The organism is Calothrix sp. NIES-3974 (genome assembly GCF_002368395.1).
Taxonomy (GTDB): domain Bacteria; phylum Cyanobacteriota; class Cyanobacteriia; order Cyanobacteriales; family Nostocaceae; genus NIES-3974.
Genome location: NZ_AP018254.1, coordinates 1,305,715 through 1,331,309, shown reverse-complemented (window position 1 = coordinate 1,331,309; position 25,595 = coordinate 1,305,715). Strand labels below are relative to the sequence as shown.

General features: G+C 42.5%; 24 protein-coding genes, 1 tRNA gene and 1 pseudogene. 19 read left to right on the top strand and 7 right to left on the bottom strand.

Translation table 11 applies throughout. The features are described 5' to 3' along the window. Positions 1–182 precede the first annotated feature (182 nt). The 16 genes and pseudogenes from apcD (CDC37_RS05165) to CDC37_RS05095 all read left to right on the top strand — a co-directional run bounded on the left by apcD (CDC37_RS05165) (position 183) and on the right by CDC37_RS05095 (position 15,900). Entirely contained in the window at positions 183–659 is a 477-nt protein-coding gene (gene apcD, locus CDC37_RS05165; RefSeq protein ID WP_096620790.1) for an allophycocyanin subunit alpha-B, read from the top strand. Positions 660–805: 146 nt separating this feature from the next. Then, positions 806–1,291, top strand: coding sequence for an allophycocyanin subunit beta (locus CDC37_RS05160; RefSeq protein ID WP_096620789.1), 486 nt, complete (start codon positions 806–808; stop codon positions 1,289–1,291). 407 nt (positions 1,292–1,698) lie between these two features. Continuing rightward, a complete protein-coding gene (gene apcD / locus CDC37_RS05155) occupies positions 1,699–2,178 on the top strand; it encodes an allophycocyanin subunit alpha-B (RefSeq protein WP_096620788.1) in 480 nt (159 codons plus the stop codon). Positions 2,179–2,599: 421 nt separating this feature from the next. Continuing rightward, positions 2,600–4,903 (top strand): phycobilisome rod-core linker polypeptide, encoded by a 2,304-nt coding sequence (locus tag CDC37_RS05150; RefSeq protein ID WP_096620787.1) that lies wholly within the window; start codon positions 2,600–2,602, stop codon positions 4,901–4,903. Between the two features lie 312 nt (positions 4,904–5,215). After that, positions 5,216–5,740 carry an allophycocyanin subunit alpha-B gene (gene apcD, locus CDC37_RS05145; protein ID WP_096620786.1) on the top strand — a complete coding sequence of 175 codons (525 nt, stop codon included), beginning with the start codon at positions 5,216–5,218 and terminating at the stop codon, positions 5,738–5,740. A 76-nt stretch (positions 5,741–5,816) separates the two neighbouring features. Further along, positions 5,817–6,875, top strand: coding sequence for a photosystem II D2 protein (photosystem q(a) protein) (psbD, locus tag CDC37_RS05140; RefSeq protein ID WP_096620785.1), 1,059 nt, complete (start codon positions 5,817–5,819; stop codon positions 6,873–6,875). A gap of 211 nt (positions 6,876–7,086) precedes the next feature. Further along, positions 7,087–8,484, top strand: a complete 1,398-nt coding sequence (gene psbC / locus CDC37_RS05135) for a photosystem II reaction center protein CP43 (protein WP_096620784.1) — start codon at positions 7,087–7,089, stop codon at positions 8,482–8,484. Between the two features lie 11 nt (positions 8,485–8,495). Then, a complete protein-coding gene (locus CDC37_RS25430; RefSeq protein ID WP_255408897.1) occupies positions 8,496–8,624 on the top strand; it encodes a hypothetical protein in 129 nt (42 codons plus the stop codon). 15 nt (positions 8,625–8,639) lie between these two features. Continuing rightward, complete coding sequence (gene psbB / locus CDC37_RS05130; protein WP_096620783.1) at positions 8,640–10,172, top strand: photosystem II chlorophyll-binding protein CP47; 1,533 nt, start codon at positions 8,640–8,642, stop codon at positions 10,170–10,172. A gap of 91 nt (positions 10,173–10,263) precedes the next feature. Continuing rightward, on the top strand, positions 10,264–10,743 hold the full coding sequence (locus CDC37_RS05125; protein WP_096620782.1) for a Photosystem I reaction center subunit III: 480 nt from the start codon (positions 10,264–10,266) through the stop codon (positions 10,741–10,743). Positions 10,744–10,794: 51 nt separating this feature from the next. Further along, a complete protein-coding gene (locus CDC37_RS05120) occupies positions 10,795–10,944 on the top strand; it encodes a photosystem I reaction center subunit IX (RefSeq protein WP_096620781.1) in 150 nt (49 codons plus the stop codon). 398 nt (positions 10,945–11,342) lie between these two features. Then, a complete protein-coding gene (locus tag CDC37_RS05115) occupies positions 11,343–12,122 on the top strand; it encodes an RNA methyltransferase (protein ID WP_096620780.1) in 780 nt (259 codons plus the stop codon). Positions 12,123–12,607: 485 nt separating this feature from the next. Beyond that, positions 12,608–14,221 carry a serine hydrolase gene (locus CDC37_RS05110; RefSeq protein ID WP_231943225.1) on the top strand — a complete coding sequence of 538 codons (1,614 nt, stop codon included), beginning with the start codon at positions 12,608–12,610 and terminating at the stop codon, positions 14,219–14,221. A 197-nt stretch (positions 14,222–14,418) separates the two neighbouring features. Then, a complete protein-coding gene (gene psb28, locus CDC37_RS05105) occupies positions 14,419–14,724 on the top strand; it encodes a photosystem II reaction center protein Psb28 (RefSeq protein ID WP_096620779.1) in 306 nt (101 codons plus the stop codon). Between the two features lie 396 nt (positions 14,725–15,120). Continuing rightward, positions 15,121–15,225 (top strand): annotated as a pseudogene (psb28, locus tag CDC37_RS05100) (photosystem II reaction center protein Psb28); the annotation flags it as partial. Between the two features lie 42 nt (positions 15,226–15,267). After that, entirely contained in the window at positions 15,268–15,900 is a 633-nt protein-coding gene (locus tag CDC37_RS05095; protein ID WP_096620778.1) for a Vat family streptogramin A O-acetyltransferase, read from the top strand. A gap of 19 nt (positions 15,901–15,919) precedes the next feature. Here the strand turns inward: CDC37_RS05095 and CDC37_RS25640 are convergent, their stop codons facing one another. The 6 genes from CDC37_RS25640 to CDC37_RS05070 all read right to left on the bottom strand — a co-directional run bounded on the left by CDC37_RS25640 (position 15,920) and on the right by CDC37_RS05070 (position 21,863). Continuing rightward, the gene (locus CDC37_RS25640; RefSeq protein WP_157780656.1) at positions 15,920–16,060 is read right to left on the bottom strand and encodes a hypothetical protein; all 141 of its coding nucleotides are present in this window, start codon (positions 16,058–16,060) and stop codon (positions 15,920–15,922) included. A 352-nt stretch (positions 16,061–16,412) separates the two neighbouring features. After that, complete coding sequence (gene psaC, locus CDC37_RS05090) at positions 16,413–16,658, bottom strand: photosystem I iron-sulfur center protein PsaC (RefSeq protein ID WP_010997613.1); 246 nt, start codon at positions 16,656–16,658, stop codon at positions 16,413–16,415. Positions 16,659–17,239: 581 nt separating this feature from the next. Further along, positions 17,240–17,313 (bottom strand) — tRNA-Pro (locus CDC37_RS05085). A gap of 218 nt (positions 17,314–17,531) precedes the next feature. Beyond that, the gene (locus CDC37_RS05080; protein WP_172892754.1) at positions 17,532–18,026 is read right to left on the bottom strand and encodes a pentapeptide repeat-containing protein; all 495 of its coding nucleotides are present in this window, start codon (positions 18,024–18,026) and stop codon (positions 17,532–17,534) included. A gap of 833 nt (positions 18,027–18,859) precedes the next feature. Continuing rightward, positions 18,860–20,152 carry a dihydroorotase gene (locus tag CDC37_RS05075; RefSeq protein ID WP_096620776.1) on the bottom strand — a complete coding sequence of 431 codons (1,293 nt, stop codon included), beginning with the start codon at positions 20,150–20,152 and terminating at the stop codon, positions 18,860–18,862. Between the two features lie 361 nt (positions 20,153–20,513). Next, the gene (locus tag CDC37_RS05070; RefSeq protein ID WP_096620775.1) at positions 20,514–21,863 is read right to left on the bottom strand and encodes a histidine phosphatase family protein; all 1,350 of its coding nucleotides are present in this window, start codon (positions 21,861–21,863) and stop codon (positions 20,514–20,516) included. A gap of 376 nt (positions 21,864–22,239) precedes the next feature. On the opposite strand from CDC37_RS05070, the gene CDC37_RS05065 reads away from it, so the two are divergent. Both CDC37_RS05065 and CDC37_RS05060 read left to right on the top strand, forming a co-directional pair. Further along, positions 22,240–23,154 carry a M23 family metallopeptidase gene (locus CDC37_RS05065; RefSeq protein WP_442861080.1) on the top strand — a complete coding sequence of 305 codons (915 nt, stop codon included), beginning with the start codon at positions 22,240–22,242 and terminating at the stop codon, positions 23,152–23,154. Between the two features lie 167 nt (positions 23,155–23,321). After that, positions 23,322–23,861 carry a late competence development ComFB family protein gene (locus CDC37_RS05060; protein WP_096625926.1) on the top strand — a complete coding sequence of 180 codons (540 nt, stop codon included), beginning with the start codon at positions 23,322–23,324 and terminating at the stop codon, positions 23,859–23,861. Between the two features lie 211 nt (positions 23,862–24,072). Here CDC37_RS05060 and CDC37_RS05055 read toward each other — a convergent pair whose 3' ends face one another. Further along, positions 24,073–24,750 carry a L,D-transpeptidase family protein gene (locus tag CDC37_RS05055; protein WP_231943223.1) on the bottom strand — a complete coding sequence of 226 codons (678 nt, stop codon included), beginning with the start codon at positions 24,748–24,750 and terminating at the stop codon, positions 24,073–24,075. Positions 24,751–25,299: 549 nt separating this feature from the next. Here CDC37_RS05055 and CDC37_RS05050 point away from each other — a divergent pair. Then, positions 25,300–25,482 carry a hypothetical protein gene (locus CDC37_RS05050; protein WP_096620772.1) on the top strand — a complete coding sequence of 61 codons (183 nt, stop codon included), beginning with the start codon at positions 25,300–25,302 and terminating at the stop codon, positions 25,480–25,482. Positions 25,483–25,595: the final 113 nt, after the last annotated feature.

Below are 25,595 nucleotides of genomic sequence, written 5' to 3'. Positions count from 1 at the left end.
TCTTCTTCCCATCGAAAATCAGGACTTACGCAAGGACAAAGTAAACACCGCACCAGACCCTTAGCAGAACGACCGTAGGGTTCTCAGGTAGACGTGCAAATCCTCAACACCTAATTTCTCGTCACGAGTGCGTAAGTCCTAGAAATAATCAGCCAACATCACCAATAATTAGGAGTAACAAAATGAGCGTTGTCACAGAATTAATTTTGAGTGCAGATAGTGAATCTCGCTATCCTGCACCCAAGGAATTGAGAATTTTTCAAGACTTTTTAAAAACCGGAGACCAAAGAATTCGCATCGCGAAAATATTGGCGGAAAACGAACAATTAATTGTACAACGGGGTAGTCAAAAATTCTGGGAACGCTGTCCAAATACTCCAAGTAATAGTGGGAATGAGCGGAAAACAGCTTCCTGTCAACGTGACCAAGGTTGGTATATACGTTTAGTGGCCTATTCAATCTTGGCAGGAAGTGAAAAACCATTAGAAGAAATAGGGACTATTGGCATTAAGGAAATGTACAATAATTTAGAAATTCCCCTGAGAAATTTAGTCGAAGCAATGCGCTGTGTGAAGGAAGAAGCAGTAGCAATGATGAGTGAAGAAGATGCGGTAGAAGTGGGTCCCTATTTTGATTATATTATCAAAGCCTTATCCTAGTTTTGGGAATTTTAGATTTGTCATAGGTTTGCATGACAGATAAGGTCTGAAATATCTCCAATAATAACTAAATTTAGTAGTATTTCAGACTTTCATCTTTTTCTTAATTATCAATCACAAATGTACTCGGATTCGGAGATAGAACTATGCAAGATGCCATCACTAGCTTAATTAATAAATCAGATGTTCAAGGCAAATATTTAGACGATAATGCCTTAGAAAAATTACAAAATTATTTTCACAGTGGGGACATGCGATCGCGTGCTGCAACAGCTGTCAGTGCAAATGCAAAAAATATCGTCACCAAAACAGTAGCACAATCTTTACTTTATACAGATATCACAGGTCCTGGTGGAAACATGTACACCTGTCGTCGTTATGCAGCTTGTGTACGGGATTTGGATTACTTTTTGCGTTACGCAACCTATGCGATGTTGGCTGGAGACCCGTCAATTTTGGATGAACGTATTTTGAATGGTTTAAGAGAAACCTACAATTCCTTGGGTGTTCCCATTGGTGCAACTATCCGAGCAGTACAAGCAATGAAGGAAGTGACAGCTAGTATTGTTGGTGCAGATGCAGGTCGAGAAATGGGTGTTTACTTCGACTATATCGTCTCCGGTTTAAGTTAATACTGAAGTTGCGACCAAAGATAGTACTATCTCACCTGTAAATAGGGAGTGGGGAGTAGGAATAATTGGTTTACATAGTTGGGTTGCGTCCAAAGGACATGTAGACCCTTATACCCGGATTTCCCCCAAAACCCGAAAACTCACAGGAAATAGGGAGTAGGAAATATAAGGAAAATCAATCCCTGACTCAAGGTTTACAAGTGTGAGAAATCCAGGTGTAGACTACTTCCGATTCCCTAATAAAATGTACAGACGCTACATGTCGCGTCTCTCCCGATTCCCGATTACCCACTCCCAAAAAAACGAGCTTGCTAAGTATTAACAGCAACTTTCCCACAACCTCTGAGAAGACGTAGCAAATAGCTATATCTTGATATAAAAATCCCAAATTCAAAATCCAAAATCCCATGAGTGTCATCACCACATCCATCACTAATGCTGACCGCGAAGCACGTTATTTAAATATTACAGAATTGAATGCAATTCAGGACTATTATGCAACGGGTAATCATCGTTTACAATTAGCTAGTACTTTGATTGAAAATGAAAGGGAAATTATCGAAAAAGCGAGTCTGAAATTCTGGGAAATCTGTCCCGATACTCCCAGTAATAGTGGGAATCCCGTCCGTCGTGCTTCCTGTTTACGAGACCAAAGTTGGTATATACGTTTAATTTCCTATGCAGTTGTTGTGGGTGATATTGAACCTCTACAGGAAATCGGAACTGTTGGGGTGCAAGAAATGTATAATTCCCTGGAAATACCTTTAGCGAATCTGGTGAAGGCGATGTCTTGTCTGAAGGATGCTGCTTTGGAACTTTTTACTTTGAATGATTCTCTTGAGGTTGCACCATATTTTGATTATTTGATTCAAAATTTAATACCGTGAGGGAGTGGGGAATAGGGAATCGGGAGTAGGATCAATATTATTTTTTTACCCAATATCTACTACTGAATCCCCGCATTTCTCACAAAATCCTAAAACTCATGGGGATAGTCCGTAGAAGGAAAATCAATCTGTTACTCAAGGCTTACAACTTACCCGCGAGAAATCCAGGAATCGTGTAAATTAGGCCTTGTCAAGGCAGCTTGTAGTCAGTTTTCATCGACTTAGATGTTGAGATTATGACAAAAACTTATCGACAAATATAAGAGTAGTTAAGTCATAAATTATCTCCCTCAAAGATTTAAATTTTGCCTATTTCCCCACGGTTAAGATAATTAATCTCCAATTTATTCAAGGGTGATTCACATTATTTCCATCCAATTTATATCCAAGTTGTAAGTAAAAAATACAGGACGAAAAATTCATGAGTCGTCAAGTTATTGGTAGCAACCCAGTTGCTCATCCCCAGGAATACCAAACAGTTCCAATAGCATTAATTTCCCAAGCAGAACAACAAGATAGATGTTTGAAAGCAACGGAATTACAACAACTACAGGATTTTTTTACATCAGCAAATAAACGTTTGGAAGTAGTTGAAACTATTACTAATCATGCGGATGAAATTATTAGCGCAGGTGCAAATCGTATTTTCTTTGGTGGTTCTCCAATGGACTACCTCGAAAAACCCCAAGACCCCGTAGGAATGCCTGGTTCTGGTTACTATATAGGAGAGGATTTTCTCACTTCCGCTCAAAGACACGGTGCTGTACTAGTCCAAGAAAAACTGAAGTTAATTCCAACACCAAAATTTTTTAATCCTTTTCGACGACTGATAGAACAAACCAAGACTATCTTTTCTGACCGGGAACCCCTTCCTGGAGGTTTTCGATTTATCAATATTTCTCGCTATGGTCCTGCAAGAATGAAGCGGTCAATGCGGGATTTGGCTTGGTTTCTCCGTTATATTACCTTTGCAATTGTTGCAGGTGATACGAGTATTTTGTCGGTGAATGCACGGGGTTTGCGCGGAGTAATACCAGAAGATGTGACAGATGCGACGGTGGTTGCACTCAAGGAAATGCAAAGACAAACCTTGAGTTATTTTCCGGGGGATAAACCAGCTCAGGAGATGGTTAAATATAACTTTGAGGTGTTAATTGCCGAATATTTGGTGGAAAAACCTCCTGAGTTACTCAGAATGGGATTATCAAACCATGAACAGGGTTTGGTATTACCCCAAAGTTATGCGATCGCATCTTCACCTCGACCGAAGTTTGTGATGAAGTCGGTGTTATCGGAAACGGAAAAGCAAGTTGTGATCAAAGCCGCTTATCGTCAGGTTTTTGAACATGATGTGACGGGAACCTACGGTTTAGCGGTGGATAAGTTGGAGTCACAGGTCAAGAGCGGTCAAATTTCCATGAAGGAATTTATCCGCAGTTTAGGAAAATCCCGACTCTATCGACGCTTGTTTTGGGAACCTCACACCATCAGTCGCTTTATTGAATTAGCAGTACGTCACTTTTTGGGACGAGGAATAAATACCCTTGCAGAGTTCCAAGAATATTTTGCTATTGTCACTCAGGGTGGTTTAGGGAAACTAGTGGATACTTTGGTGGATTCCCAAGAATATAGCGATTACTTTGGAGAGGAAACAGTACCCTATTTACGAGGTGTAGGACAGGAAGCACAAGCAACTCGAAACTGGAGTCCACAAATAGATTTATTGAAATGGAATGCTTCGGTTCATAAGGTTCCCCAATTTGTTACCCTGTTTGCCCAATCTACTCGACCATTACCGAATCAACATCCCTACGGTGTGGGAAATGACCCCTTGGAAATCCAATTTGGTGCTATTTTTGTTAGTCCGGATGGTAAGTTTCACCCATCAATTACTGCACCCTTTAGTTACGATAATCAAAGAATTTTAATTAGTGCAACGGGATTAGGGAAAGTACCAGGTCACATAGACAGGGTGATGAAGTTAGATCAAAGGGATAAATTACACCTGATTACAGTGAATGGTGAAACTAGTAATGGAAAGGAAGGAAAACAGCACTCCAGCTATTTTCCCAGTCTCGATAGAAACTATCCCACAGTCGTTATTAATGCTGCTTATCGTCAGGTTTTTGGACGAGAACTTTTAGACGGTCAGCGTCTAAGCTCTGCTGAATCCATGTTACTCAGTGGTGAAATTACAGTCCGAGAATTTATTCGTCAGTTAGCAAAATCAAGATTATTCCGGAAAATGTTCTGGGAATCCCTCTATGTCACCAAGTCCATAGAATACATCCATCGACGTTTATTAGGTCGTCCTACCTATGGTCGGATGGAGATGAATTACTACTATGATATCTGTGCTAATCAGGGTTTTTACGGCTTAATAGATGCCATAATTGACAGTACAGAATATCTGGAGGTATTTGCAGAGGACACAGTACCCTACGAGCGCTATATTACTCCCCAAGGATATAGCATGAGATATCCAAAAACAGCCTATGCAGAGCAAAGTCCCACCAAGGCTGTATTATCTTCTCAACTGGCTTTAGATAGATTTATTCCCCATAAAAATGGAAATTTAAACGGGAAAAAAGAAGAGAAATTTACCTCCAGTGATGAAGATAATAAGTCTGAGTCGGAATTGAAATTAGAACAGTTAGTAACGAAAGTTGATGAGGTCAAATCTGGTGAGGAGGAGACAGAATTTTCAGGAAATATTGTTAGTTAAAAGGTAGATTAAAGCGCTAAAGCGCAACTAAGAACAATAAAGCACAATACAGTTCAGTTAGACTTAAAAGCCTGATTATTGGGTAGGTTGGGTTGAAGAATGTAGAGGTAGTAGCCCTCGTGGAATGCGTCCCCACGCGGAGCATAGGGACGAGATAATCACAAAAACTGTGTGAACTTATGGGTAAATTTCCACAAAATCAACAGTCTACTAAAGCCTCAACCCAACAGTTATCTTTAACACCAAGCGTATTGCAATCCAAAATCCATAGACGCACGTAGTGCGGCTTCTCGCAGAGTAATCTAAAATCCCATGAGTATAGTTAAACAAGTAATTGAAAACGCTGATGAAGAAATGCGTTATCCAACTCCTGGAGAAATTCGTATGATTAAAAATTTTTGCGATTCCGGGAAAAGACGCATTGAAATAGCAACAACTTTGGCTAAAAATCAAAGAAGAATTGTAGAAGCAGCGAGTGAAAAATTTTGGAAACGCTGTCCCATTACTCCTAGTAATAGTGGAAATATGCGTAAAACCGCATCCTGTCAACGAGACCAGGGTTGGTATATTCGCCTAGTTGCTTACTGTGTTTTAGCTGGAAATGAACAACCTTTGTTGGAAATTGGTATCGTGGGAATGAAGGAAATGTATCAATCTTTGGGGATTCCTTTGTTTAATTGGGTTGAAGCGATACGCTGTATCAAAGAAGAAGCCTGTAATCTTTTAGGGGAAGAAAAAGCAGTAGAAGTCGCACCCTATTTTGATTATCTTTTGAAAGCTTTAACAACACCTGGTCCACCCTATTTTGTCAATGATGGTCAGGTGGAATGGTATTAGGGAGTAAAGACGACCCAGATTAATCCCGTGATTTTTGTTCATTTGGAATTGCTGACAAATTATACAGGGAAAATCCATGACAATAGCAATTAGACCGACCCAATCCAATTGGAGATGGTTTTATATCCTAGATGACTGGCTAAAACGCGATCGCTTTGTTTTTATCGGTTGGTCAGGTTTATTACTTTTCCCCTGCGCATATTTAGCGATTGGGGGTTGGTTCACCGGAACCACGTTCGTTAGCTCTTGGTATACCCACGGAGTAGTTAGTTCCTACCTGGAAGGTTGTAATTTCCTCACTGCTGCGGTTTCTACCCCCGCAGATAGTATGGGTCACTCCCTGTTATTACTCTGGGGTCCAGAAGCGGAGGGGAATATCACCCGTTGGTTTCAAATCGGTGGTTTATGGAACTTTGTAGCCTTTCATGGTGTTTTTGGTTTAATTGGTTTCATGCTGCGTCAATTTGAAATTGCACGCACTATCGGTATTCGTCCCTATAATGCGATCGCTTTTTCTGCACCGATTGCTGTTTTCGTCTCTGTGTTTTTGATATATCCCCTGGGACAATCTAGTTGGTTTTTTGCTCCCAGTTTTGGAGTTGCCGCAATTTTCCGCTTTTTACTATTTTTCCAGGCTTTTCACAATTACACCCTCAATCCTTTCCACATGATGGGTGTTGCGGGTGTTCTGGGGGGTGCTTTGTTATGTGCAATACATGGAGCCACCGTTGAAAATACCCTATTTAAGGACACCACTGGCTTTAATACTTTCCGGGGATTCAGTACCACCCAAGCGGAAGAAACCTACTCTTTCGTCACAGCTAACCGTTATTGGTCACAGATTTTTGGCATTGCCTTCTCTAACAAACGCTGGTTACATTTTTTCATGCTGTTTGTCCCCGTTACTGGTCTGTGGATGAGTGCCATCGGTATGGTGGGTCTGGCCTTCAATTTACGTGCCTACGACTTCATTAGTCAGGAACTGAGAGCCGCAGAAGACCCGGAATTTGAAACCTTTTATACCAAGAATATTCTGCTGAATGAGGGGGCTAGAGCTTGGATGGCTCCCCAAGACCAACCCCATGAACATTTTCAGTTCCCAGAGGAAGTTTTACCCCGTGGTAATGCTTTGTAGGGGGTTGTCCAGTGTTTGAGTGGTCTGGTACGTAGTTGCACCCATAGCAGTTTATACAAAAGTTTTTTCCCGGCTAGAACCTAACTACAAACCCCCCATCTTGGGGTTGCCAGACTACTAGAAATTTTTTTACACATCAGGCGCAATCAGGAAAATACACTTTTTGACGTAAATCCTCAAATCCAAAATCTAAAATCCAAAATTTTGCAAGATGGAAACACCTTTAGACATATCAATTACAACCACAATCAGTCCTCCCGCAAGTGAAGGACGAGATGAACCCTCTACAGGGTATGCATGGTGGGCTGGAAATGCTCGTTTTGTAAATAAATCCGGTCGATTTTTAGGCGCTCATGTTGCCCATGCAGGATTAGTGGCATTTTGGGCTGGGGCAATGTTGCTGTTTGAAGTAGCCCATTATACCCCAGAAAAACCCATGTATGAACAGGGTTTAATCCTAATGCCCCACATCGCCACCTTGGGGATTGGGGTTGGACATGGGGGAGAAGTGACGGATATTTTCCCATTTTTTGCGATCGCGGTGGCTCATTTGATTGGTTCAGCAGTACTGGGTTTTGGGGGTTTGTACCATTCCCTCAAGGGACCAGAAAAATTGGCGGGCTTTTTCGATTTTGATTGGAGGGATAAAAATAAAGTCACTAGTATCCTCGGTTTTCACTTAATCGCCCTGGGTGTGGCTGCCTATTTATTAGTGGGTAAAGCGATGATTTGGGGTGGTTTGTATGACACCTGGGCACCGGGTGGGGGAGATGTACGCCTGGTGACAAATCCCACTTTAGACCCACGGATTATTTTTGGTTACTTACTCAAACCCTTCACGGGGGGACAGGGTAGTATCGTCAGTGTGAATAACCTGGAGGATTTAGTCGGTGGTCATATTTGGATTGGCGGTATTTTGATTTTGGGGGGAATTTGGCATATTATCACCGAACCGTTTAAATGGACTCACAAGGTCTTCATTTGGTCCGGTGAAGCCTATCTTTCCCAAAGTTTAGGCAATGTTGCTGGACAAGCAATTATTGCCACCATGTTCATCTGGTTCAATAATACCGCCTATCCTAGTGAATTTTACGGTCCAACCGCTCCGGAAGCATCCCAAGCTCAAGCCTTAATTTTTGTCGTTCGTGACCAGAAATTGGGGGCAAATGTTGCATCAGCCCAAGGACCAACCGGACTAGGGAAATACCTCATGCGATCGCCTACTGGGGAAATTATCTTTGGTGGGGAAACCATGCGTTTTTGGGATGTACGCGCTCCCTGGTTAGAACCTCTACGGGGACCCAATGGATTAGATATCAAAAAAATTCAAAACGACATCCAACCCTGGCAAATCCGTCGTGCTGCTGAATACATGACCCACGCACCTTTAGGTTCCCTCAATTCTGTTGGTGGTGTGGCTACAGAAATTAATTCCTTTAATTTTGTTTCCCCCCGTACCTGGTTAGCAGCTGCTCACTTTGTCTTCTTTTTACTATTCTTGGTCGGTCATCTGTGGCACGCAGGTCGAGCTAGGGCTGCTGCGGCTGGATTTGAAAGGGGGCTAGATAGACAGGATGAGCCAGTTTTATCCATGAAACCACTAGATTAGGACAAAAAATCATGGCAAACAGGATTATCAGCCAAATTATTGCCCATGTGGCAGTGAAAATCATGATTGCGATCGCTATCTTTTGTAAGACATTTTTCCCCCATTCTTTACAAAACACCTATCTGTTTCTATTGGCATAATCAGGAGCATAATTAATGGGACTACCTTGGTATCGCGTTCACACAGTAGTTCTCAATGACCCAGGTCGCTTAATCGCCGTCCACCTGATGCATACAGCCCTCACTGCCGGTTGGGCTGGCTCAATGGCACTGTATGAATTGGCACTTTTTGACCCCAGTGACTCCGTATTCAACCCGATGTGGCGACAGGGTATGTTTGTTTTACCCTTCATGACTCGACTGGGAATTACCCAATCCTGGGCTGGTTGGAATATTACTGGAGAAGCAGTAAATGGTTTCACCCTGTGGACTTTTGAAAGTGTAGCAGCTGCCCATATTATTTTGGCAGGTTTATTATTTTTAGCAGCCTGTTGGCATTGGGTATACTGGGATTTAGAATTATTTCAAGACCCTAAAAGTGGCGAGTCATTTCTCGATTTGCCGAAAATTTTTGGCATTCATTTACTATTAGCTGGTTTGCTTTGTTTTGGGTTTGGCGCTTTCCATTTAACGGGTATTTTTGGACCAGGAATGTGGGTTTCCGACCCCTATGGATTAACTGGACATATTCAAGGAGTTGCACCAGAATGGGGACCAGATGGCTTTAATCCCTATAATCCGGGTGGTGTCGTGGCTCACCATATTGCGGCGGGAATTGTAGGTATTATTGGTGGCATCTTTCATATTAGTGTCCGACCCCCAGAAGTTTTGTATCGAACCCTGCGCATGGGTAATATCGAAACGGTTTTAGCCAGTGCCTTAGCTACTTTCTTTTTTGCCGCTTTTGTGGTTTCGGGAACCATGTGGTATGGTACAGCAACAACACCCATTGAACTATTTGGACCAACTCGCTATCAATGGGATAGTAGCTATTTCCAAACAGAAATATCCCGTCGAGTGCAAACTAGTTTAAATCAAGGTGCAACCCTTGCTGAAGCTTGGTCAAATATCCCCGATAAATTGGCCTTTTACGATTATGTCGGTAATAGTCCAGCCAAAGGTGGATTATTCCGGGTTGGACCAATGGTAAAAGGAGATGGAGTAGCCCTATCTTGGCTAGGTCATCCTGTTTTTCAAGATAGGGAAGGTCGGGAATTAATTGTACGCAGAATGCCCAACTTTTTTGAAACATTTCCAGTGGTCTTGACGGATAAAGATAACATTGTTCGTGCAGATATTCCCTTCCGTCGAGCCGATTCTAAGTTGAGTTTTGAACAAACAGGAGTTACAGTTAGTTTCCTGGGTGGAGCACTCAATGGACAAACTTTTAGTGACCCTGTAGAAGTCAAAAAATATGCCCGTCGCGCTCAACTAGGAGAAATATTTGCATTCGACACTCAAACCTTCAAATCTGATGGTATTTTCCGCACCAGTACGCGGGGATGGTTTGCTTTTGCCCATGCTTGTTGGGGTTTATTATGGTTTTTTGGTCATATTTGGCATGGTGCGAGAACCATATTCCGAGATGTGTTTGCGGGAATTGATCCTGAATTAGACGAAGAACAAGTTGAGTTTGGTGTCTTCCAAAAAGTTGGTGATGTTAGCACCCGGAAGAAGCAATTAGTTTAAGTTTGTGGTTGCCATTTTGTGTGTGTTTGGTAGTGCGGGCTTTTTTCTAGCCCGTTTCCTCTTCTCTATTCCCTCAAAAAAAGATCAATCTATGAAATACATATTTGCCCTATTTCTGGCCATTACTATCTGGCTACATATTACTCCCACAGCATTAGCTGAAAACACAACCCTAGTACCTTGTTATAAATCACCCGCATTTGTGGAGCGAGTGAAAAATGCACCTGATAGTTATTACACCACAAAACCATTAAAAGCCTATTCCCAACTACTTTGTGGAGAAGATGGTTTACCAAGAATAGCCCTTGACCGTTTGAGTTTAACAATTGATGTGCTGATTCCTATCGCCATATTTATTTACACTGCTGGTTTGATTGGATGGAGCGGTCGCTCGTATTTGCAAGCAATTAAAAAACAAGGTATGGCAGAAGAAAAAGAAATATTCATTGATATCCCATTGTTTATTTCTTGTGTGTTAATGTCCCTACTTTGGTTTGTACTTGCCTTCAAAGAATTAATGACAGGTGAATTAACAGCCAAGGATGAAGAAATTCCCATTTCCGTGCGTTAAGTCTTTCAAAATACCAAATCAAAATCTCAAATCAAAATCTCAAGGAAAAACATGGAAGTCCGTTATTTTCTGAAATATATTTCGACAGTCCCCGTAGTGGCAACCGTATTGGTAATTGCAATTTCCGTCGTGATGATTGTTTTAAACTACATATTCCCTGGTTTGCAATACGGTACATTTTTCCATCCCTTACCCTCCTAGTACCACACGGTGTCAATACGCCTACCTTTTCCCTCGCACCCATGCTCCGCGTGGGTGCGGAATCTACGAAGGTTCTACCTCGTGAATGAAAGCAGTAACCCTCACTGACTGAGTAACCACCCAGAGCATGGTCACTAGATAAAAGTTGTGACTAAATTAATACTCGGTTTATTTCCGCTAACCTGTAATAGTTTTGCAAATATCTATATTGCATGGTCAGAACCCGACCTAAACATTTGAGCGACAGCGAGAATGGGGGTGGGTTCTTTATTTTTATGGGTTCACATAGGGATTGTGGAAAAAAGAAACATTAAAGTAAATCAAGCAAAAGTGGAAAAGATGCTATTAGTACTATTAACCATTATTCCCGTCCCTATCCGACCTTTCCCCTGACCATCATGAAACAACCAGAAATCAGGATTATTCTAGTCGAACCTGCGGGTGCTTTAAATGTTGGTTCCGTAGCAAGGGTGATGAAAAATTTTGGCTGGGAGCGGTTAATTTTAGTTAATCCCCAGTGCGATCGCACTAGTGATGATGCTCGCAAAATGGCGGTTCATGCTCAGGATATCCTTGAATCGGCTGTGATTGTCTCGACTATTCCTGAAGCCTTACAGGGATGTCAACGGGTTGTGGCAACAACGGGTATCACCCATGATTGGGAAGCACCCCTCGAATCTCCTTCCCAGGTGCTACCTTGGCTGTTGGAAGCAGATGGTCAAGTAGGTGCAATTATCTTTGGACGGGAAGATAGAGGTTTAACGAATACGGAATTAAACTACGCTCAGAGATTTATCCGCATTCCCACTAATCCTGAATACCCGTCATTAAATTTGGCAATGGCTGTCGGTTTGTGTTGCTACGAGTTGAGTCAAATTCCATCCCGTTCATTTGCTGTTAACCAAAGTTTAATGATTCCATCATCCCATTCATCCGAACCAAATCCGAATTTACAATCAGCCCCTTGGGAAGTTGTCGAATCCTACTATCAGCAGTTAGAATCGCTACTGCTAGATATCGGTTATCTTTATCCCCATACGGCAGCTAGTCGAATGGAGAAATTTCGCCAAATGTATAATCGCACCCAGTTGAGAATCACAGAAGTCGCTATGTTACAGGGTATTATCCGTCAAGTCCGGTGGGTCATTAGTAACAAAAATAATCGTCAAAACCAATAAGTATATATATAATGTTTACGCACCCCATCCCCCAAGGGAAAATATCGATTACACTAAACATCGTTAAGTCATCTACTATGGTAATTCCATTAATGTTAGCCATTTAATTTTTCCTATGGACAGAGCTACCTAAAATCAATATAACTATCTATATCTATAGGTTTACTAATCTAGATTTATTTACCCTTAAACTATACTTTGCATGGTCAATTAAGTCAGCTTTTTGTTGAGATGGTTAATGCTTAAAGGTCAACTTTTACCCGTCAACTGTCAACAAACTAAAAAAGAAATACATCACCCGGATTTCTCACAAATTCCTCAAACTTTCAGTGAGTAGGGAGTAGCAGGAAAATCAACCCACTACTCAGGGCTTATCACTCCCTTGTGAGAAATGCAGGATCAGCGTGTAAAGTATAGCTAAATCAACAACAAATTTCTGTATTGGCTTGGTCAACAATTCAGTCAGTGGGAGAGAAAAAGTAGCGGTGTCAGACTCAAGTTACAAATTAACAACATCCTCGCGACGAAAAACCATTGTGCGTCGTGTCCCCATCCGTCTGCAATCTCAGTCAGCACAGCGTCCAGCACCAAAAATAGCGAAAAAAGTCTCCAAGGGATTACCCAAAGGAGTTACTGCGCGATCGCATTCTCAAATTGGTGTAAATCAACCTGCACTTAGGGTCGCTCGTCCCGAAGTTCAAAAACGTCGCCAACCACTACCAACAAAACCCGGACAAGTCAAAACATCTGCTACTGATTCTGTCTATCCCACCCAAGTCCGCAAAGTACCAACAGGGACTGGTGCAGATTATCCCAGTAATGGGAAAAAAACAGTCCGAGTCCGCAAGCAACCATCCTCAAAACGGGTTGCAGCGTCCCGAAAAACCCGCTTAAAACCAATGGCGCGGAATTTTCTCTATGGACTACGATTACTCATTATTGGTGTGGGAATGAGTGCCATTGTTGGGACTACCCTTTCCGTCCTTGACCCAGCGAATCGGGTGGATTCAGCGAATTCTCCCAATCAAGTAGTACAATCACCCCAATCGAATCTGCAAAATTCCCAAATTCTCCTCACCCAGGAAATTCCCACCTTAAAAACCGCGATCCAGAACCTCGCGAGTGCGAATCCGAATCTCACACCGGGGGTATTTGTGCTGGATATTGCTAGCGGTGCTTACGTGGATTTGAATGCAGGAGCCACATTTTCCGCCGCAAGTACGATTAAAATCCCGATTTTGATTGCTTTTTTCCAGGAAGTAGATGCGGGAAATATTCGTCTGGACGAAACCATGACGATGAAGCAGGAATTTATCGCTGGTGGTTCGGGGGATATGCAGTATAAACCTGTGGGGACAAAATATACAGCCCTAGAAGTCGCTAACAAAATGATGACCATTAGCGATAATACCGCCACCAACATGTTGATTGACCGCTTAGGAGGAATCTCTAGTTTAAATCAACGCTTCCAATCTTGGGGATTAGCAACCACCCAAATTCGTAACATCCTACCGGATTTAGAAGGAACCAATAGCACCACACCCAAAGAACTCGGTCAACTGCTAACCATGTTAAATAAAGGGAACTTGGTCAGCATGATTTCCCGCGATCGCATTTTGGAGATTATGCGACAAACGGTACGAGATACCCTCCTACCCGTCGGTGTCGGTCAAGATAGTAAAATCGCCCACAAAACCGGTGATATTCGCTCCATGATTGGTGATGCAGGTTTAGTGGATATATCCAACGGACAACGGTATGCGATCGCAGTGATGGTTCAACGTCCTGACAACGACCCACGAGCAGAACGCCTAATTGGCTCCATCTCCAGAACAGTTTATCAACACATGAGCCAATTATCCCATCCCACCTCACCCCCAACTTCTCCATCTACCGGTAATACAGGCAATACTTCTATTTCTAATTACAACCCCCATCTCACCAATCCCCACCTACCCATCCAAAATCAACCCATTGCACCCTCATTCAACCCCACCACCTACCAATCACCGGTTGTATCCCCCCCAATGACCACACCCGGTTATCAAATGTATCAAACACCTGTCGCTCCCCAATATTATTATCCCTATCAGCGATAAAATCCTTCACATTTTGTATTGAAACCAAAATCATTGTAGAGATGTAGCAATGCTACGTCTCTACACAACGCAATTAAAATCCAAAATCTAAAATCCTATTAATTTTGGTTGGGAAATTAGGTCGGGTACAAAATATGCTGCAAAATAGAAAAATAGGAATATTTCATCATACAGGTTGATAAATAATAGTGGTAATAGTGGCATCTACAAATCCCTCCGTTCAATTTTTTGCTGGAGTCTCGGAAGAGATTGCCGATGTAAGCTTGCGAAGAGAACCGCGTACAGGAAAACGCGTCGTGGTAATGATTTTCAAGCAACTCAAAGCCCTAGAAGGTTTTCAAAGCTTTACGAAACAATCTCTCAATTCAATGGTTTTAGCAGACGAAGAAGGAGAAATTCGCGTCACCCCAACTTCCACAAAGTTTATCTTTGGAGGACCAGAGGGGGATGATTTACAACAGTTGACACTCTCCGCCCTAGAAGTGCGGAGATTCTTGAGCTAATCACTGCCCTTTCAGGTTCCCCCCTACTGAGGTCTTACACGATTATGTCTAGTATATGTCTAGTCCGAGCCTACTAGAATATCACTTAATATCTAGACACCCTTTGAGTGGACTAATCTCCAAGCGTTTACCCATTTCAGGGTACGTTCCCGTGTGCCCCACGGTACGCAGATTACTCCGAAATTGTTTTTCTAAATCATTCAGCCTTGTTGAAGACTTAATGCACTGTTTAACGAGTTATCGTTGCTCGTGGTCTTTTCTATTTCCCAGGCTGTCGTGTGGCACTGTTTCAGCCATATTTGTCGGGCACGTTCTGGCGGATTTTCAACCTGAAACCAACTAAATTTTAGCATTAAAGTCCCCCTAGAAGGGGGAGGCTTTAAACCCTATTTTTCGGTAAAATGTGAATTTGCTATCGAACAGGATGACCATTGGGAAAAATTTATGCGGTTTATGCATCGTTATGCCGCAGCCAATGGGATGGCTTATGATGAATCCTGAAAAGTATGACGCAGTATATTTTTTAATTTTTTAAGCGATCGCATGAGTTATCCCAATCCGAAAAATCCCCATCCCATGTCAGGGTTTCCGCAAATATGCTTTATTCAAAATACCGTCAACAACCCGAATATCATCATCGGTGACTATACCTATTATGATGACCCGATCGACTCAGAAAACTTTGAGCGCAATGTACTTTACCATTTTCCCTTTATTGGCGATAAACTGATTATCGGTAAATTCTGTGCGATCGCTACGGGTGCAAAATTTATTATGAATGGTGCAAATCACCAGTTATCCGGCTTTTCTACCTATCCCTTCAACATCTTTGGTCACGATTGGGAAAAAGTCACACCCACCACCGCAGAATTAGTATACAAAGGGGATACGGTGATTGGTAATGATGTGTGGATTGGTTATGAAGCAGTGATTATGCCGGGGGTTAAAATTGGTGATGGGGCAATTATCGGTGCAAAATCTGTAGTCACAAAGGACGTTGCACCATATACAATTGTCGGTGGTAATCCAGCCAACCTGATTAGAAAACGTTTCCCCGATCACATTGTTGCCGAACTATTAGCGATCGCGTGGTGGGATTGGGACGTGCAAAAAATTACCGACAATCTAGAGAAAATCGTGGGTGCAGATATTGAATCGCTGAAACAAGCTATTTAAATCCCACTTGTTTTAAAAATCACCCTGTAAACGCCACATCCCCATACAGTACATTCATTTCTGCCCCAAAATCAACACTTTCCAACCGAAAAGTTCCCCCACTCCCAGCATAGGATTGTAGTAACCACAAACCCTCCCCACTGCGACGAAAACACTCCACCCGTGGACGTTTAACATTAATAATTAAAACGTAAATTAAAACGTATTCCTGTAGGGTTTCTAAAACTTGATAATCGTGTTTTCGGTCAGCAGTTAATCGTCAAAATATTAATCGATTGAAAGATCTCTTGTGCGACAAAAAACTACACGAAAACCAACCGTGAGACTGGTTGCTCAAAATCGGGTGCGATCGCTCTAATTGCAAATTTCAGTCGCGATATCACACTATCTCTGTTAAACTTAGTGGGGCATGAACTAATCATCATCATCAGAAAATATAATCATGATACTAATTCCCCCCACCAAGTGCTATCGCTAAAAGTGCTTACTATGGAGACTTTTAGTTAAACCTGCTAGTATGCAAGACCCATACTGCGGGTGGTTTCAGCACCGAGGTAAACACGAATGCTTAAGAAGTCGGTTGGACAAGCTGTTTCGCAACGTTTGCAACCAACACAATCTTCGGTGCGGGGAGAAGAAGCAACTTGCGCTGCTTTACATCCATCCCAGGGTACCATTTCTAATACGTCCGTGGGGCAAGCACGAACGCATTGTGTACAGCCGATGCAGGTATCGTAGATTTTTACGGTATGAGACATTTAAAAAAGGCTCCTTTGTTGAGTTTTATTCTCTGCCAAAGAATCATAATCATCGGCTAGTTTACCTTAGTCCCTTGGACTCTGTAATTAAAAGGCTACATATCTTCAAACTATTTAACGGTTGGGTAGAATTGGCGATGGATATTTCGGGATGAAGTCGGTGGTGGGTAGTCTGACAGGTCGCACAAAATCTTCGATTTTAGATGGCTGAAAAGCTTATATCGCAATCTGTTGAGAATTTGCAATATTTGACATGTCGGGTTGTTGGCTGTTAACCGTTGACCGCCATAGGTGTAGATGTGTGTAGCGCTGTCACACATCTAGGATCACAGATGTAGCAATGCTAGGTCTCTACAAAACAAAATTCATCTGTCGTATTCTTTTTCCCAATTGGCATGACTTTTGACTGTTAACTTTTGTGCTGAACTGATTGATACTGCTGTATAGTAAAAATGTATGGGTTGTTTCTCCGTTTTGCTTTTTGATATCTTGAATTTGGGGAAAAAATGGGGAAAAAGGCTAAAGTTCGAGTTAGGGAAACTATTGGAACCCTTAAGCGATAAATAATAGGTTGTTAAAAATCGGAGCGGCGGGATTTGAACCCACGACCTCCACTACCCCAAAGTGGCGCGCTACCAAGCTGCGCTACGCCCCGGAAACTTGAATTTCCAGGTTTTTCAGGCTAACTATGACTGTTAGGCTCTGAAAACCAACTAGCAAATCATAACATATTTCTTGGGGAAAAATACAATACGTGCAGAAATTTTCTCGAAAAAACTGAATTTAGACCTAAAGCCTAGGGGGAATTTCAGGAGGTAGGAGGTGAGGAGTACTCATGCAAAGGCTTTGTCGGGTGGGAGATAGTGGTGAGTGTCATCGCTTTCCTTCTCCTCGAAACACATCACCGTTAGGCATAACTGCATCTTGAAAAATGGCTCCTCTTAGATTTACGGCGTAGAGGGTGGCTAGATACAAGTCTGCATAGCGAAAATTTGCATAACTAAGATTACTGTAACTCAGGTCTGCTTGTACTAAACTCGCTTCGGTGAAATTTGCTCCTAGCAGATAGGCGTTTCTGATCCAAGCACCCCTTAGACAGGCTTTTGAGAGTTTTGCATCATTCAAATTTGCTTCATTTAAATTGGCTTGGGTTAAATCACTGCTCAATAGTTTTGCTTGGGTAAGGTTGGTTGATTGCAATATGGCTTTTCTTAAATTTGTACCGCTTAAATCGGCTTTACTTAAATTTGCCTCGGTGAGATCAATTTCGGATAAATCAAGTCCGGTTAAATTTACTGTTGCTAAATCGACTGCATGAAAGTCTCTTCTGCCTTGATTGTATTCTTGTAAAAATTCATGTACATCCATTCTCAACACTTCCTCATTCTGATTTCGGCGACTACTGTTAATTGCTGACTCGAACATTGGGAAGCTGTTGATAAATGACGATGTAGAAATCAGGTTGGATTACTAAAATTCTTGGTGGATGTAGGCAAAATGCAGCAGGATTCTGACAAATTCAGGTGTACAACGAAAACACTAAGCTCTAAGTGCCCACCCCTAGATATTTAAACATTTTTCAATGCAGTAGGACTCACACGCTGATTAAGATAAAACAAGACTTTGAGATTGCTTTTTGACGACCCTGCGGTCGATCCGCTACGGGAAGAAGTGCAATGACGTAACTGCTCCCGTGATTGTGTAAGTCCTGTACAGATAAAATCTATTGCCAGTTAATTGTTCCCTGTTCCCTTGCCTAAATTTATAGTTGATTTAAACGACTACTTGTATGTTCTATATTTTCCGGTTCGTCAGATTTCAACGATAATTAGCTGCATATATTTCGACAATCGTCAGCACATACTTGTAATTTTGTCTTGACTTGATGCCAAAACTTAATCATTTCTTAACAAATCGAATTTAATTAATATTTAACATTGTTCGGGATCAGAATAGGGATAACGTAGTATTTTGTAATTTTTGTTAATATTTGGTTACAGAAATATTGGATTTCGATACAGTGGATTTGTGAAATCTTACATGTAGGGTTGTTAACGGTTGACAGTTGACGGTTAACAGTCACCAGTCATCAGCACGCTATTTTTCACGACTTAAATCGGATTGCTGTACGTCCTCACCTATCAGGATTGTGTATCCCTTAGAGATGTAAGTTTTTCAGCCGGTATGTTTCTCAATAAAAATTAACTTGAGCAACTTAAAATTTCAACTACCTTACCTGTGATTTCTTCTCCGTACCAGGATGAGTTCATCGACAAAGAGTGTAAATTTTTGCTTGTAATTTGCCAGATGTGTTGAGGGTTGAATAGGGTTAAATCGGGATGATTTTCAACGGCGATTTCCGTGATATTAATACCAATACACTGGGCTGGACGGGAACTAAGGGCTTGCCATAGTTCCAAGGCGGTAAATTCCCCGGTTGCGACTAGATTTTGCCAGAGTAAAGGTAAAGCCAACTCCAAGCCGATAGCACCGGGAGGAGCTTCGGCAAAGGCTACGGTCTTTTCTTCGTAGGTATAGGGGGAATGGTCAACAGCGATCGCATCGATAATTCCTTCCCGTACAGCATCTCGTAAAGCAGCGCGATCGCGGTTATTGCCTAAAGGTGGTTCTAGGCGTAAATTGGGGTTGTAGGTAGATAGGTCATCAGTGGATTTTAATACATGTAACCAGGTGGTACTGGCGGTAATCGGTAATCCTTTGCGTTTCGCATCAGCAATTAATTCCACCCCTCTAGCGGTGGATACTCGCATCAGATGTACGGGGGTTTGAGTATTTTGGATAACCTCTAATAAAGATGCGATCGCGGCGGATTCGGCACTCACGGGAACTAGGGGTAAACCAAATTTGACCGCTTCTACCCCTTCCCGGACGATTCCATTGGAGCAAAGATGTTGATCACAAGCCCAAATCCCAACTGGTTTGTGGAAGGGTTGGATATACTCTAAAAATTGTCGCACCATTCCCAAATTAGATAAAGGCTTTCCATCGGCAAAACCAACAACATGGGTCGCTAAATCAGCCAACTCGGTCATGACTTCTCCACCGGTTTTGGCGGTAATTGCCCCCCAAATGCGTAAACGGGGTAATATAGTATCTGGGTGGAGTAAATGTTCCTGGGCTGCGGTTTGTAAAATTTGCATTAGCACTGCTGGATGGTCGATGGCTGGGTCTGTATCGGGTAGAATACAAACCTGGGTAAAGCCGCCAGCAGCAGCTGCACGCAGCAAGGAAGCAATTGTTTCCCGTGATTCATTGCCCGGTTCTCCCGAATGGCTGTACAGGTCAATTAAACCCGTACCTAGCACCATTCCCGACGCATCAATCACAGTGGTATCAGCATCCGTGGGTAGGTTGATTTCCGTTTTCGGAAAGATGGCTTTAATTTGACCATTATCCAGCCAAACATGACAAATTTGATCAACTTTGGCAACTGGGTCAATTAGGCGTACATGTTGAAGTAATTTACGTCCCATACACTGTAGCAATGGACATTGTGGGTTAGCTTTCAAGAAACACAGGGAGTAGGGAATGGGGAATAGGGTAAAACTTTTCGCTGAAATCTCGCACTTTACCCATAAATGCTTACCTTCACACCCATACTATTGCTTTGTCCCATTAATTTTGATGGGTGAAGAAAGGCACGTAGTAGCGCTCATAGCGCCTCCTAATAAAGCTTTTTCTCTACTAGAGCCACTACTACAAACCAGTAGTGGTCTGTCCCATTAATTTTGATGGGTGAAGAAAGGCACGTAGTAGCGCTAGTCTACGATAGCCCTGCGGATATAGCGCTTTATTTTAAAACTTTTTCGAGGCTAAAGCCACAACTACAAACCCCTATAAAGCACCAGCAGCAGTCCGGTCGAAAATACTTCCAGTTAGGTGGGAAGTAATATTCATCGCTTGTAAAACAGGTAAACCATCCAATCCTGCGGGATAATCAATTACAGTCACAGCCCCATTTCCTTGACGAAAATTCCAGAAATTTTTGCCCGTTAACCCCAACAAATGACAAATTAACGTCTTATTTGTGGCATCATGGGCAACAACTAAACCAGTTTGTTTTTGTTGGGCGATCGCTTGATGGATAATATCTTGCCAAGCAGCAGTTGCTCGTTGGAAAACCTGTTGTAAATTTTCCCCTTCTGGCATTTGTACCTGTTCGGGAACAGTCCGCCACAATTCTAAATCACCGGGGAATTCCTGCTCAATTTCTGCTTCAAACTTGCCTTCCCAGAGTCCGTGACTGATTTCCTTTAAACCGGGATGGTAATCTAACTCCACACCCGGATGGGATTGTAAAATAATTTCAGCAGTTTCCCGGGGACGAGCCATAGGACTGGTGACAGCAAAATCAATTGGTGTATCCTGGAGAAACTTTTGAGCTTTTGCTGCTTGAGCGCGACCATTGTCATTTAAAGGGATGTCAATTTGTCCTTGAAATTGACCTTTGCGATTCCATTCCGTTTCCCCGTGACGTACCAAGAGAATCCGGATACCTCGGTGTTTCGGACGTAAACTGGGTAAAGTTTCTCCCAGATGTTGGGTTTGGTTCATCGATTCTAGTTGTACTGTTTCCCCGAAACCACCCGTAAAATTTAACACCGAAATTCCGCAGTTAGACTGTTGTAAACTATGGTAGCGACTTGGTTCAATTCCTAAAGCAGTACTGATCAAAGCCCGATTAATCCCATTATGGGCAACAATCAAAATCGTTTGACCTCGGTGTTTTGACAGTAACTCTCGCCAAAACCTTTCTGCTTGCTGATATAAAGCTAAAACCGGGAAATGTTCCCGCACACTCCCCGACCCATCCGGAACCATCATCACAAACCGATGGGGAGTCCCCTTCCAAACCCGATAATCTTCACTAAACTTTGTTTTTGCCTCCTCAGACAGCATTCCCTCCCACAGGGTCAGATCAATTTCTCTCAATAAATCCGATTTTTGGATGGGGAATTGATTCTGTTCCGGTTGGCGATCGCAAATAATTGCTGCTGTTTGACTAGCTCGACGTAACGGACTATGGTAAACCGCATCAAAAGATATATTCGCGAGGACATTTTTCACCTGCGCTGCTTGCTGACGACCCTTGGAAGTTAATTCTGACGCATCTGAACGTCCTTGAATTCTCTTCTCAATGTTATAGGTACTTTCACCGTGACGCACTATAATCACACGCGTCATCTTTTTTTCCTCCGCTACCTCAAGCACTAATTTTACTTGAAAGTGTCACTGTTTAGGAGCTATTGATTAAATATCCCTATCCTTGGCAATACTGATCGGTTAAGGAAGAATGAAGGGTAAAAGGTTCACCATTCTGCTTTACGTCCATAAACTGTCCGTTTTCAGCATTACGCTTTACCCGTTGTTGTAGACTAGGGCTACTACGTGCCTTTTTTCTCCCATCCTTGGACAGAAGACCCGACGGGTCGTCTCTACTCCCTGATAATTCAATATTTGATTAAGTGTGTGTAAAATCACTTGCAATTGTGGGAAACATGACCAATCATGGTGAAGTCATTTTTCTCGCAGTAACGATAAGGTTTGGATCAAGTTGATGATGATTGCGAATATATCCAGGAAAAAATTGCCCCAAAATCTAGTTAGTGCGGGAATCAGTCCAACAGCAAGTATTTTCTTTAGTTTAATAGCTCTTCCCCTAGGATTGACAGCACCAGTGTTAGCTCTAGAAGTGCAATTTAATCCTGCATCACCCCGGTTAGGTGATACCATTTCGGTAATTGTTAACACGGAAAATTCCCCATCTGCCAACAATATCCAAGTCACAGTGGGTAAGGAAACCTACCCAGCTTATCAAACTGCACCCGGTCGATTTCGTGCTTTTATCCCCACAACTCCCCTGGAATCTCCGGGAAGACGGGTAGTCCAAGTTACCGATGGACAAACGACTCGCAACAAGGCAATTTTTGTCGGTAATCGCAATTTTCCCGTGCAACGTATTAACCTTCCACCGGGGAAAGCTGGTGTGAGAGCGACGGAATTAGAATTACGACGCGCTCGTGAGTTTCGTGCAGTTCGCTCTCCAGAAAGGTTCTGGAATGGTCCTTTTATTGCTCCGAGTACAGCACGTCGCAGTACACCCTACGGAGTTCGACGTTATTACAATGGCGTGTTTGCTAAAGATTATTATCACCGGGGACTAGATTATGCAGGTGCTTCTGGTTCCCCGGTTGTTTCCCCTGCTCCCGGAAGGATTGTTTTAGTAGGACGGGTTGCCGAAGGGTTTCGGGTTCATGGTAATGTAGTTGGAATTGATCATGGCCAGGGAGTCGCCAGTATCATGATGCACCTGAAGGATATTTCTGTCCGAGAAGGTGATTTTGTCCAAGCTGGTCAACAGGTTGGTACTATTGGTTCCACTGGCGCTTCTACTGGTCCTCATTTACACTGGGGTTTATATGTAAATGGCAAATCCGTTGATCCAGATGTATGGTTAAAAACAGGTGTTGAGTAGCTATTCTTTGGACGCTGACATCTGAATGTCATGCTACTAAACGTGTTGTAGCTGCACTTTTTCGTGTAAAGTGTTTACAATTTACCAAAATAAGGCAAACATAGATCGGATAGATACCATGACCAAAAAACCACGTGGGTAAATGAACAAATAAGAAAATGAGTTTTATGAGTATCGAGAAAATTGTCGAACAGGCTCTCCAGGATGGGTATTTAACACCTGTGATGGAGGCAGAAGTGGGAAGAATTTGTGATAATGCCTCTGAACTCTCGATTGAAGAGTACATGGCGTTAGATAAGCTGATGGGGTCTCTATTAACTGGTGAGGTGGTAGCGGTTCCCCGGAAACAGTTTATTAACGTGATGGAGGAGTTGGTGTTAACGGAAGCGATCGCTCGTGTGGCGGAAATTGAAGCAACTAGCGATCGCAGTTTGGATGTGGGTGATATTGCCGCTTACGCACTCAACCGTCTCCCCCCCCTGTATGCTACCACTGAAGAGGGTGCGCAGTTCCAACGCCAAAAAGCCAGAGCCGATTTACAGGAGTTAATTGCTCAACAGGTTAGCGAAGCGATCACCCGTAACCTGGATCGTCCAAATGATGATCGGACTCCCGTTGTGGCTAAAACTACTGGGAATGAAGTTTTACGTCAGGTTAGCTCCCTCCTGCAATCCTATGCTCCCAATTTTGAACAAAAGGGTAATTAAGCTTTTGCTAAACCCTATGCAACAGTAATTTATCTGTCAAGGTAGTGCAAAAGTACGTCCGTAATTGTTCTGGTTTTTTGGAGACTTAGCGTGTTCCCAATGATGCCTCAATTTTCCGGTAACATGTGCTAGGAATCAGTTGTTTCTTGTAGTTACAGTTAAATTAATTCCAGTTCAGTTTTGATTGATTTACTCGGCAGTTATATTTGTCCTATCTAACTTCTACAGGTGTTCCCAACTGAACTTGGTCATAGAGCATTTTGACATCTTGATTTCGCATTCTTAGACAACCGTGGGAAATGGACGCACCCACTAGCATTTCATCGGGTGTACCATGAAAGCCGATTTCACCGTCTTGGGTGGAGTGAAATCCAATCCATCGCGCTCCTAAAGGACTATCGGGTCTACCAGCAGGGTAAATTTTGCCAGTGATCGGGTGTTTCCAGGTTGGGTCGTGTTCCATATGGATGACTTGATATTTACCCGTGGGGGTTTCCCAGCCTTTTTTGCCGATACCTGTGGGATAGCTCGCAATCACTTGGTCTTGACGGTAGACGTATACACGGCGATCGCTCAAATCAACTACGACTTTTGTTTGTTGGGGTTTATGTGTGGGATTTGCGGTTGGGGTTTGATGTGGAGACTGGTTTTGGATTTGGGGTTGGATTGAAGCTCGATTGGGGGTTGCTTGACTGGGTTGTTCTATACCGATCAGTCTTGACCACCAATTAGTTTGTTGTGACTGTTGAGATTTGGATTTGATATGGGTTTGGGCTGATTTTTTGTGACTGGTTGCTTTTGGGGAAGTTTGTGATACTTTTCGAGAATTTTGGGAGTCAGACGTAAGGGTTCGCTGCATTGCACTTTGGGTATGCCAATGCATTGCCATCGAGACAAATGCTGTCCCGAAGCACAGAAACATTAAGATTGTTTTCGTATAATCGTTTCTTCCCATTAGCGTGAAAATATTTTCCTCAATTACAATAACCGATTCCGGGGCTTCGATACATAGACCCTTGTGACACCTAGGTCTACTGACATATGGTTTTCTCGGTTGTTTCCGCAAAAATCCCCAATTTTATGATTATTTTACATTTGGGTAGAGACGACCCGACGGGTAGGGTAGAGACGACCCGACGGGTCGTCTCTACTACCGTAAAATACCGAAAAAATCCGATAAATTGGTAGTTTTGCCGTCATAAATTACTTTGATAAAGGAAATTAATTAGACACTCGACAAAAAATTTAGTTTTTTTTATCAATTTCCTGATGAATTTGCGAAGTTATCGGGGCAAACTAGAAGCGTAACAATTCCATGTGCGCTGCAAGTAATTGTTCCGGATGTGATTCTCCAGAAATGTTGGAACTTTAGGGGTATTGTTCTCAATCAGTAGATATAAAAATATTAAGTCGAGTGGTGTGGGTAGGATAAATAACTATGTTTGAAAAATTGGTATTAGCAGCTACTATTACTTTCTCTCTCAATTTGTGTTTACATGTTCGCGACACTGGTAAACCAAGTGTAGAGGTTCAACCATCAAATCAAGCGGACACTCCTCCGACAATTTTAGTTCGTTTACCGAGAAATCAACGGGAATTTAGATTTACCCATGAGGATTGAATCCATCAATTAGGGGGTAAATTCACGGGGTGTTGCAACCCCGATTATTTTGAGTCACCTTATTTTCCTACTCCCCACTCCCCTACAGACGTAACATGTCACATCTGTACCCA

Coding starts and splice junctions, on each gene's coding strand:
- CDC37_RS05075 (WP_096620776.1), bottom strand. CDS start 20,152: ATGGGACGTAAATTACTTCAACATGTACGCCTAATTGACCCAGTTGCC.
- apcD (WP_096620790.1), top strand. CDS start 183: ATGAGCGTTGTCACAGAATTAATTTTGAGTGCAGATAGTGAATCTCGC.
- apcD (WP_096620786.1), top strand. CDS start 5,216: ATGAGTATAGTTAAACAAGTAATTGAAAACGCTGATGAAGAAATGCGT.
- CDC37_RS05095 (WP_096620778.1), top strand. CDS start 15,268: ATGAGTTATCCCAATCCGAAAAATCCCCATCCCATGTCAGGGTTTCCG.
- CDC37_RS25430 (WP_255408897.1), top strand. CDS start 8,496: ATGGCAAACAGGATTATCAGCCAAATTATTGCCCATGTGGCAGTGAAA.
- CDC37_RS05080 (WP_172892754.1), bottom strand. CDS start 18,026: ATGGATGTACATGAATTTTTACAAGAATACAATCAAGGCAGAAGAGAC.
- CDC37_RS05150 (WP_096620787.1), top strand. CDS start 2,600: ATGAGTCGTCAAGTTATTGGTAGCAACCCAGTTGCTCATCCCCAGGAA.
- psbB (WP_096620783.1), top strand. CDS start 8,640: ATGGGACTACCTTGGTATCGCGTTCACACAGTAGTTCTCAATGACCCA.
- psaC (WP_010997613.1), bottom strand. CDS start 16,658: ATGTCTCATACCGTAAAAATCTACGATACCTGCATCGGCTGTACACAA.
- apcD (WP_096620788.1), top strand. CDS start 1,699: ATGAGTGTCATCACCACATCCATCACTAATGCTGACCGCGAAGCACGT.
- CDC37_RS05060 (WP_096625926.1), top strand. CDS start 23,322: ATGAGTATCGAGAAAATTGTCGAACAGGCTCTCCAGGATGGGTATTTA.
- psbC (WP_096620784.1), top strand. CDS start 7,087: ATGGAAACACCTTTAGACATATCAATTACAACCACAATCAGTCCTCCC.
- CDC37_RS05055 (WP_231943223.1), bottom strand. CDS start 24,750: ATGGCAATGCATTGGCATACCCAAAGTGCAATGCAGCGAACCCTTACG.
- CDC37_RS05070 (WP_096620775.1), bottom strand. CDS start 21,863: ATGACGCGTGTGATTATAGTGCGTCACGGTGAAAGTACCTATAACATT.
- CDC37_RS05120 (WP_096620781.1), top strand. CDS start 10,795: ATGGAAGTCCGTTATTTTCTGAAATATATTTCGACAGTCCCCGTAGTG.
- CDC37_RS05125 (WP_096620782.1), top strand. CDS start 10,264: ATGAAATACATATTTGCCCTATTTCTGGCCATTACTATCTGGCTACAT.
- CDC37_RS05160 (WP_096620789.1), top strand. CDS start 806: ATGCAAGATGCCATCACTAGCTTAATTAATAAATCAGATGTTCAAGGC.
- CDC37_RS05065 (WP_442861080.1), top strand. CDS start 22,240: ATGATTGCGAATATATCCAGGAAAAAATTGCCCCAAAATCTAGTTAGT.
- CDC37_RS05050 (WP_096620772.1), top strand. CDS start 25,300: ATGTTTGAAAAATTGGTATTAGCAGCTACTATTACTTTCTCTCTCAAT.
- CDC37_RS05115 (WP_096620780.1), top strand. CDS start 11,343: ATGAAACAACCAGAAATCAGGATTATTCTAGTCGAACCTGCGGGTGCT.
- psbD (WP_096620785.1), top strand. CDS start 5,817: ATGACAATAGCAATTAGACCGACCCAATCCAATTGGAGATGGTTTTAT.